Genomic DNA, 7,890 nt, shown 5'->3' with positions numbered 1-7,890 from the left:
TCCGGCGGTTCCAACCTTACCAGACTCTTTTTCGTTTCCGTTTCCGGTCCGAATTTGATTCCGGTGGCCTTTGGAGTGGCCTTTGCCTTTCGGCGTGTCCGCTACTTTAGTCGACTTCCTGGGCAGCTCATAATCGAGCCGATGGGATCGAATTACGGCATGCCGAATTCGCACCCGCCAGGGTGAGTCGAAGGTAGTGGTTGGCAGCTTCCGGGTGCTCAGCCTCGGTCCGATGGACCGTGCCGACAGCAGTACCCGTTCAAGCGGCTCGGACTACGTTAGGTGTCCAGCAGGGGCGAGTCAAGTTGCGCGGCGGCGTGGTGTGTGAGGTCGATACAGGCTCACCGTGGGGTCCCCATCGATCCAGAAGCGCCAATGGTGGGTGGCTCCGTCACCGCCGACGCCGGTGCGGGGGCCGTTGCGTACCTGGTCGCGCGGTGGTGGGGTGCCGTGCAGTACGGACAAAGGGGCACCCGGATGAGCGATGGCGTCGGTGCCGTTCAGACCTCGGTCGATGTCGAGGGCGGTAGCCAGACGGGCCGGTCCTTTGGCCAGTTCCCGGTCATTGCGGGCCGAGATTCGACGTTCACGGCTGAGCTCGGCACCCAACAGGACCTCGCCCGCCCGCAGCAGTACACCGCTCGCCACTCCTTCGGGGCCGCACACCAGGTTGAGGCAGTGCCACATGACAGGCAGTGCGAGCGATCATCTACGCCAGGCTCAGCCCCACCCCGAGGGGCGAGGAATCCAAGGGTGGGAACCTGACACAACAGGTCGAGCTGAGTCAGGCGCTGTGCGACCGGAAGGGCTGGTCAGTCGTAGCCACGATCGTTGAGAAGGACACGTCGGCTTCAACAAGGCGGGGAACCAAGCGGAGCGCCGACTGGGAGCGCGTCAAGGCTCTGGTGGAGGACGGCAAGGCAGACGCCATCGTGTCCCGCCACTACGACCGTATGTACCGCACCCCCTGGGACCTTGAGGATCTGGTGGACCTGGTCGAGGCGACCGGCGTCACGCTGGCCGCCGCACAGGCGCAGGGAGTGCTCGACCTGTCCACCCCGTCCGGCCGTCTCGCTGCTCGCATCGGCGCTGTGGTGGCTCGCAACGAGACCGAGATGCGAGTCGAGCGTCAGGTACTCGGACACCAGCGGCGCAGGGAGTCCGGGAGGCCCTTCTGGAGTACTCGCCCCTTCGGCTTCGAGCGGGACGGCAGGCACCGGGAAGCAGAGGCGGAAGCCCTGCGGCAGGCGTACCGGGATGTCCTGGCCGGCGTCACCCTCTGGTCCATGGCGAAGGACTGGAACACGCGTGGACTGCTCTCGCCGCACGGCAAGGAGTGGCGCAGCTCGAACCTTCGGATCGTCCTCTTGAAGCCGAGGAACGCGGGAATCCAGACGTACTCGCAGTGGGTCGAGAAGCCGGACGGGAAGCGCGTGCGGCGGACCGAGGAGACCGGCGCAGGCAACTGGGAGGCGATCGTCTCCGAGGGCATATTCCGTGCGCTGGTCCGCTACCTGAGCGACCCCGAGCGCAACACAGGCGGCGGCGGCAAGCGCAAGGCCCTGTTGTCCGGCGTGGTCCGCTGCTCGAAGTGTCAGGCCGTCGTCACTCAAGGGTGGAGCAAGAAGAACGCGACAGGCGAGCGGTACCGCATCTACACCTGTTCGGGTGGCCGGTGCATCACCTGCCCGGCGGACCCGCTCGACTCCTTCGTGGTCAGAAAGGTCATCGACAGGGCCGAGGAGTGGAACGCGGCACCGGCCACGGATGCCGCGGACGAGAAGCGAGAGGCTGAGCTGCTGGCCGAGGAGACGGCTGCATCCGAGAGGCGCACCGCCCTGGCGGAGATGTTCGCAGTGGGGGACATCGACGCGTCGACCCTGCGGACGGGCATCGGCAGGTGTGACGCCGACCTGGCCAAGATCCGCGCAGAGCTGGCAGACCTGGCATCGAAGCGGGTGCGCGTCGACCTGGGCGACATCGAGTACCTGTGGGAGGCACTGGACTACGAGGACCCCGACCGCATCGACTACGTGCGGACCGTCGTCATGCAGGTCTGCGAGCGAGTCGAGCTGATGCCGCGCGGTCGAGGGGTCCGAGCCTTCAAGGGCGAGCACTGCCGGATCACGTTCCGGAACCCCTGAGGTCCGATCGCGGAAGGCCGAGCCGACCGTCGGCGCCAAGTGACGACGGGCCCTGTCTGACGAGAGTCGGGCGGGGCCCGTCGTCATACCCGGTGAGAAAGGCCCGGACATCACTCAGAGCCTCTGTGTGCCCCTCACTTCCCAGTTCATGCAACAACTTGCATGAGTCACGTCTGTGCATGGACGGTCGCGATCGGCCCCCGTACGGTCGCCTCAGGCGGCCTGACCGGGCCGACAAGTCAAGGGGGTTCCGCATGGCACGCGAAGAACTAACTCGGCTCAATGGCAATGGCAACGGCACGTGCGGAGAGGACGACTGCCCGAACGTCTACCGCACCGCTTCCGGCTCCATCGTGGTTCAGGGTGACATGTCCGACGCCTTCACTCCCCCGCAGGGGGAAGGGCTCGTGGAGATCCCCGAGAGCGTTCTTCGGGAGGCCGTTAGTGCTCCTGGATGGTGACGAGTGGCGAGCGATGCTCCGGGGCTTCCAGACGGAAGCGTGGCGGCTGGAGACCCTGCCCCAGTACCTCGTACCGCAGGAGGCGGAAGAGCTTGAGGCCTTCCGGTCAGGCAACCGCGTCGACCCCCATGCCTCCTCGTCCGCGTACACGGAAGACCTGAAGCGGCTGCGCGGCAAAGGGAGGAGCAAGGGGCGAGTGCACGTCCTGACTCGGCCGCTCTCCGAGTACCTGTGCTTCGAGTTCTCCCGGTACTACGCCCCGCACGTGCTCGCTGGGGAGGCTATCCGCATCCTTGACGTGCCCGAGCAAGAGAACCCGTTGCCGGATGTCGAGGACTTCTGGATGTTCGACCGCTCCACGGTCGTCCTGATGCACTACGAGGGCGACGGCACGCAGATCAGCCGAGAGCTGTACGAGGGTGACCCCGCGCCGTTCGTCGAGTGGCAGCGCATCGCCGTCGCCGCGTCGGTTCCCTTCCTGGAGTATGTGAACGGGTGACGTTCGAAGCTGAGCAGCTTGGCGAGTCCGGGACCGAACTCGCCTCTCTGCTTCGGGGCTTGCGCAAGCGCGCCGGCCTCTCAGGGGACCGGCTCGCGGCGCGCTGCAACATGTCCCAGTCGAAGGTGTCTCGCATCGAGAGCGGCCCGACACGGCCGTCACTGGTCGACGTCGAACAGATCCTGCGAGCGCTGGACGCTCCGCCGGGACTGGTCGCCGAGGTCTCCGCACTCGCCAGGATGGCGAACACCGAGTGGCGGAACCTCCGAGAACTTCGGCGCAAGGGACTCGGTACGAGACAGGCCGAGCTGAAGTCGCTCGAAGCGTCCTCTGCGCAGATGCGCTACTTCTTGCTCTCGATGGTTACCGGCCTGCTCGCAACACCGGAGTACGTAAGGGCGAGCCTCGCCCACTCGACGGCCGACACGAGCAAGGCCTTGGCGGGGAAACTGGGACGGCAAGCCGTCCTCTACGACGCCTCGAAGCGGTTCACGTTCGTTCTGGCCGAGCAGGCGGTTCGCTGGCCGGTCGTCTCCCCACTGGCACTGGCCGAGCAGATGGACCGGCTCGCGTCCCTGTCCTACCTCCCGAACGTTCAGATCGGGGTGATCCCCGTAGGGGCACCGACGCCCCGAACCCCTCTGAGTACGTTCACTATCTACGACGCCGCGTTGGTCACCATCGAAACGACAGCAGGAAGTCTCGTACTCCGCGACGGCCGAGATGTTCAGGCGTACCTGAAGGAGTTCGCCGGGTACGAGGAACACGCCCTCTTCGGCGAAGACCTTCGGGCACGGCTCGCCGAGTGGTCCGCCGCTTGCCGTGCATGACTTCAGTCGACTACGCGACTGAAGCGCCATCCCGTGCGCACCCCGGGGGATCATCCTTCGGCAAGCGAAAAGTCGGGAGGTCTCACGGATGAGCACACCCAAGACGACGATGGACGGACCGGTACACGTGACCCTTCCCTCCGCGCCGCCCGACCCCGTGTCGGGTTGTCGTGAGTGCCCGCGGTACGCGGTGGCTCGCGCGAACGCCACGTCGGTCGGGGACTACTCGCAGGTGTCGGACGTGAACGTGGGCCTGCGGGCTCATCTCCGGAACGAACACCGGGGACGCTGATGGCGCGCACGGTCCTGCGGTTCGTGACGCACCGGATCACGCAGCATCCGGATACGGACGTGACCTATGAGGCAGAGTGCCTGCATTGCAAGTGGAAGGCGGAGCCGTCGACAGACAGTGCGGCGGTCGACGTCGAGTGCATGAGCCACACCGGCATGAGTCGTTGCGGGGGTGGACCGTGCACGGATGGCGCGGTCTCTTCACAGGTGGACGCCCAGGCCTTCGGGTCTGGACTCGGTCTCGTGCAGTCGGGAGCGACGGCGGCGACCTGGCCGAGGGATCGTATACGAGAGAGGGAGGACCCCGTTCAGGGAGCCGTCCCGTGTGGTGCTGCTCTGTTCGACCATCCGCTGACCTACCCCCGGCCACCCCACTGTGACTGAGCGATTCATCTGGAGCTTCGCGCGGAGGCCGATCGTCACCCGTGTGCTCAGCTGATGCCGTGTCGGCGGGTCTGGGGCACGGCCAGCCTGGCGACCGCGCGCTTGGCAGCCTCACTGTGGTCGAGTCGAGGCGCCAGCCCTCGCGGGCCGGCCAGATCGCGGCCGGTGAGCGACTTGGCTTCGACCGTGGTCCAGTCGGGGCGGTGCACCACAGCGATGTGTCCTTCCATGTGGGCTTTGCGGTCCTTCCAGTCGTCGGGCGGCGCCATGAGGACGCGAAGTTCCTGATGGCTCAACCACTCCAGTCCGAGGACCTGGCGGCCGAGGTGGTGCTCGATGAGCGACAGGGCGGTACCGGTTTCCAGGTGAACGAGGAGAAGCTCCCCCTCGAAGAAGTAGCCGCCGTCGTACTCGCCGGATCCCACGGCGAGGAGCGGGAGGGTCGGATGGAAGGCCATCGAGGTCACGGGGTACCGCGAGAGCAAGAGCCAGCGACGGCGGGCGCGGTCGGTGACGTGGAAGAGACCAACCGTCTCCGCCTCGTCGTACTCGCGCTCGCCGGCCACGGCGACAAGGCTTCGCCGCTTGTCCGTGACGGCGAGGACGGGGTCGCCGATCTCCCTGAAGGGGGCGTCGGAGTCATCAGGATCGGCCGAGAACGAAGTCATACCGAGGATCCTCGCAAGGATCCGGGCGAGGTGGGCGGCCGGGTTGTCCCTGCACTCCCGGCTGTCCACCTCGCTCTTCGCGCCAACTCAACCACTCACCTGCCAGATGAAGCGCGCAGTCGCGCCCACCCGTCCGGCCTGAGTCGGCGCACATCGGCAGTCACGCGACCGGCCAGGAACGTGCCACGCGCCACACTCGCGAGCGATCACCCATCTTCTGACCCCAACTCCGCGCCGACTCAGCGGCGGGCCGCGAGAGAGGTGCACAGCGGGTCAGGCTTCGGCGGACGGCTTGGCTCGTGGGCTCAGTCGGTACGCCGAGACCGTTGGATCACCGGCAAGGTAGAAACGGTGCTGCCAGTCGTGGGCTTTACTCACACCCACCCGAGGGCCAACCCGGATGAGCGCAGCGGGTACCGGCTTGCCCTCGGACAGCACGACTGAGGCACCCGTCAGCAGGTCTGCGCCGTTGCGCTCTCCCGTGATGCCCAGTGCCTGGCAGAAGTTCCCCGGACCTCGGGCAAGGCGTGGGCTCTCGACCCTCTCCCCTCGTCGCTTGCGTGCCAGGTCCTCCCCCTCGATGATCCTGCCTGCCCGGATGAGGACGGCCGAGGCGATGCCGTCCGTCCCGGTGACGACGTTGGCGCACCAGTGGAGACCGTGGGACCGGTAGACGTACAGGTGTCCCGCAGGTCCGAACATGACGGCATTACGGGCTGTCTGGCCTCGGTAGGCATGGGAGGCTGGGTCAGCCGTACCGGAGTACGCCTCGGTCTCCGTGATGGCGATGCTCACGGTTCCCTCGGGGGTCTTGCAGGTGAGGACGCTCCCGAGCAGCCTGGGGGCGACCTCTTCAGCAGGATGGGCGAGGAGGTCAACGTTCATGCTGACCGCCTTGACATGCCGTAGGTGAAGTAGACGTGGCCGGGTGGTCCGAACATCACGCTGTTGCGCGCGGTGCGGCCGCGGAAGGCGTGCGAGCCGGGGTCGATCTCGCCGGCGTACGCCTCCACCTCGGTGAGGCGGAGTTCGATGGGGCCGTCGCCCGTGATGCGTACCAGGGTCCGGCCCAGCAGGTCGGGTGCCACCTCCAGGACGGGGCGGTCGAAGAAGTCCCGCGTCAGCGGCGTACGGTCCAGGCCCTCGATCATGGCGATCGAGATTACCGGGAACCGACTACGGTCGTGGCGCGTATGTAGAGGTCAGACCAAGGAGGAGTAGATATGGGCTTCAAGCGGCTGCTCGCGAGCATGGGCGCCGGTGGTGCTTCGGTGGAGACGGAGCTGACCGAGCTCAACGTGGTGCCGGGCGGAGTCGTCCAGGGCGAGGTGCGGATCCAGGGCGGTTCCGTGTCGCAGCAGATCGAGGGACTCTCGGTCGGTCTGCAGGCGCGCGTCGAGGTCGAGGGCAACGACCAGGAGATGAAGCAGGACATCGAGTTCACCAAGCTGCAGCTCGGTGGGGCGTTCGAGGTGCAGGCCGGTGCCGTGCACGTCGTTCCGTTCGGGCTCGAGATCCCCTGGGAGACGCCCATCACGATGTTCGCCGGTCAGCACCTGCACGGCATGAACATCGGTGTGACCACCGAACTGGAGATCGCGCGGGCGCTGGACTCCGGCGACCTCGACCCGATCAACGTCCACCCGCTGCCGGCGCAGCAGGCGATCCTGGACGCGTTCGGACAGCTCGGCTTCGGGTTCCGCAGCGCGGACATGGAGCGTGGTCACATCCGCGGCACGCGCCAGCGGCTGCCCTTCTACCAGGAGATCGAGTTCTTCCCGCCGCAGCAGTACCGCGGGCTGAACCAGGTCGAGCTGACGTTCATCGCGGACGACCGCGAGATGGATGTCGTGCTGGAGATGGACAAGAAGGCGGGGCTCTTCAGTGAGGGCAGCGACTCCTACCGGGCGTTCAAGGTCGATCTGAACGACTTCCGTGGGACCGACTGGGCGGCATACCTCAACCAGTGGCTCGCCCAGGTCGGCGGTCGGCGCAACTGGCTCTAGGGTCGGTGGCGAGACTCCAGAGCCGATCAGGAGAGGTGGGACGTGACCGAGCCGAAGAGGCCGCCGCTGCCGCATGACTTCCATCCCGAGGTGCCTTCGTTCACGGTGGTGAGCGAGGATCTCGCTCCCGGGGCCGTGCTGGCGGCCGCCCAGGTGTTCGCGGCCGGGAACACTTCGCCGCAGCTGCGGTGGGAAGGGTTCCCGGCGGAGACCAAGAGTTTCGCCGTGACCTGCTTCGATCCGGATGCTCCGACGGGCAGCGGGTTCTGGCACTGGGTCGTGTTCGACATCCCGGCATCGGTCACGGAGCTGCCGGCCGGTGCGGGCAGCGGGAAATTCGAGGGGTTGCCTGCCGGCGCCGTTCAGGTCCGTAACGACTACGGGTCGAAGGAGTTCGGCGGCGCCGCGCCGCCGGCCGGGGAGAACCACCGTTACGTCTTCACCGTGTATGCGGTGGACAGCGAGAAGCTGGGGCCTGGCAGTGATGTGTCGCCCGCTGTGGTCGGGTTCAATCTGCGGTTCCACACACTGGGTCGTGCTCAGCTGATCGGTGAGTACACCGGTCCCGCGTAGTATCCGGTGAGCTGAGAGTTCTCCTGCTGTTTGC

At 66.6% G+C, this 7,890-nt stretch carries 9 protein-coding genes and 2 pseudogenes; 7 read left to right on the top strand and 4 right to left on the bottom strand.

Features of this window, described 5'->3' with window-relative positions; translation table 11 throughout:
• On the top strand, positions 1-186 hold a 186-nt coding region (locus tag ACNPQM_RS36365; protein ID WP_418087308.1), incomplete at its 5' end, for a hypothetical protein.
• A 114-nt stretch (positions 187-300) separates the two neighbouring features.
• On the opposite strand, the pseudogene ACNPQM_RS36360 reads toward ACNPQM_RS36365, so the two are convergent.
• A pseudogene (locus ACNPQM_RS36360) lies at positions 301-687 on the bottom strand (DNA-3-methyladenine glycosylase); the annotation flags it as partial.
• Between the two features lie 8 nt (positions 688-695).
• On the opposite strand from ACNPQM_RS36360, the gene ACNPQM_RS36355 reads away from it, so the two are divergent.
• From ACNPQM_RS36355 to ACNPQM_RS36340, 4 genes are all read left to right on the top strand, one after another.
• Positions 696-2,144 (top strand): recombinase family protein, encoded by a 1,449-nt coding sequence (locus tag ACNPQM_RS36355; RefSeq protein ID WP_418087307.1) that lies wholly within the window; start codon positions 696-698, stop codon positions 2,142-2,144.
• 254 nt (positions 2,145-2,398) lie between these two features.
• Positions 2,399-2,605, top strand: a complete 207-nt coding sequence (locus ACNPQM_RS36350; protein ID WP_418087306.1) for a hypothetical protein — start codon at positions 2,399-2,401, stop codon at positions 2,603-2,605.
• On the top strand, positions 2,589-3,104 hold the full coding sequence (locus ACNPQM_RS36345; protein ID WP_418087305.1) for a DUF6879 family protein: 516 nt from the start codon (positions 2,589-2,591) through the stop codon (positions 3,102-3,104). The genes ACNPQM_RS36350 and ACNPQM_RS36345 overlap by 17 nt, the downstream gene beginning before the upstream one ends.
• Entirely contained in the window at positions 3,101-3,934 is an 834-nt protein-coding gene (locus ACNPQM_RS36340) for a helix-turn-helix domain-containing protein (protein ID WP_418087304.1), read from the top strand. The genes ACNPQM_RS36345 and ACNPQM_RS36340 overlap by 4 nt, the downstream gene beginning before the upstream one ends.
• Before the next feature lie 722 nt (positions 3,935-4,656).
• On the opposite strand, the gene ACNPQM_RS36335 is transcribed toward ACNPQM_RS36340, so the two are convergent.
• The 3 genes and pseudogenes from ACNPQM_RS36335 to ACNPQM_RS36325 all read right to left on the bottom strand — a co-directional run.
• Positions 4,657-5,277 (bottom strand): hypothetical protein, encoded by a 621-nt coding sequence (locus ACNPQM_RS36335; protein WP_418087303.1) that lies wholly within the window; start codon positions 5,275-5,277, stop codon positions 4,657-4,659.
• 273 nt (positions 5,278-5,550) lie between these two features.
• Positions 5,551-6,162, bottom strand: coding sequence for a DNA-3-methyladenine glycosylase (locus ACNPQM_RS36330; RefSeq protein ID WP_358862193.1), 612 nt, complete (start codon positions 6,160-6,162; stop codon positions 5,551-5,553).
• 14 nt (positions 6,163-6,176) lie between these two features.
• Positions 6,177-6,428: pseudogene (locus tag ACNPQM_RS36325) on the bottom strand (DNA-3-methyladenine glycosylase); the annotation flags it as partial.
• A gap of 72 nt (positions 6,429-6,500) precedes the next feature.
• Between ACNPQM_RS36325 and ACNPQM_RS36320 the strand changes: the two are divergent.
• Both ACNPQM_RS36320 and ACNPQM_RS36315 read left to right on the top strand, forming a co-directional pair.
• Positions 6,501-7,283, top strand: coding sequence for a sporulation protein (locus ACNPQM_RS36320; RefSeq protein WP_358862194.1), 783 nt, complete (start codon positions 6,501-6,503; stop codon positions 7,281-7,283).
• A gap of 42 nt (positions 7,284-7,325) precedes the next feature.
• Entirely contained in the window at positions 7,326-7,856 is a 531-nt protein-coding gene (locus ACNPQM_RS36315) for a YbhB/YbcL family Raf kinase inhibitor-like protein (RefSeq protein ID WP_358862195.1), read from the top strand.
• The last annotated feature ends 34 nt before the right edge of the window (positions 7,857-7,890 follow it).

Source organism: Streptomyces sp. NPDC056231 (assembly GCF_048270745.1).
Classification (GTDB): domain Bacteria; phylum Actinomycetota; class Actinomycetes; order Streptomycetales; family Streptomycetaceae; genus Streptomyces.
This window is presented reverse-complemented; position numbering and strand designations above follow the sequence as displayed.

Excerpts from the sequence above, each read along its gene's own strand:
- ACNPQM_RS36330 (WP_358862193.1), bottom strand. The coding sequence starts at position 6,162 with ATGAACGTTGACCTCCTCGCCCATCCTGCTGAAGAGGTCGCCCCCAGG.
- ACNPQM_RS36350 (WP_418087306.1), top strand. The coding sequence starts at position 2,399 with ATGGCACGCGAAGAACTAACTCGGCTCAATGGCAATGGCAACGGCACG.
- ACNPQM_RS36335 (WP_418087303.1), bottom strand. The coding sequence starts at position 5,277 with ATGACTTCGTTCTCGGCCGATCCTGATGACTCCGACGCCCCCTTCAGG.
- ACNPQM_RS36320 (WP_358862194.1), top strand. The coding sequence starts at position 6,501 with ATGGGCTTCAAGCGGCTGCTCGCGAGCATGGGCGCCGGTGGTGCTTCG.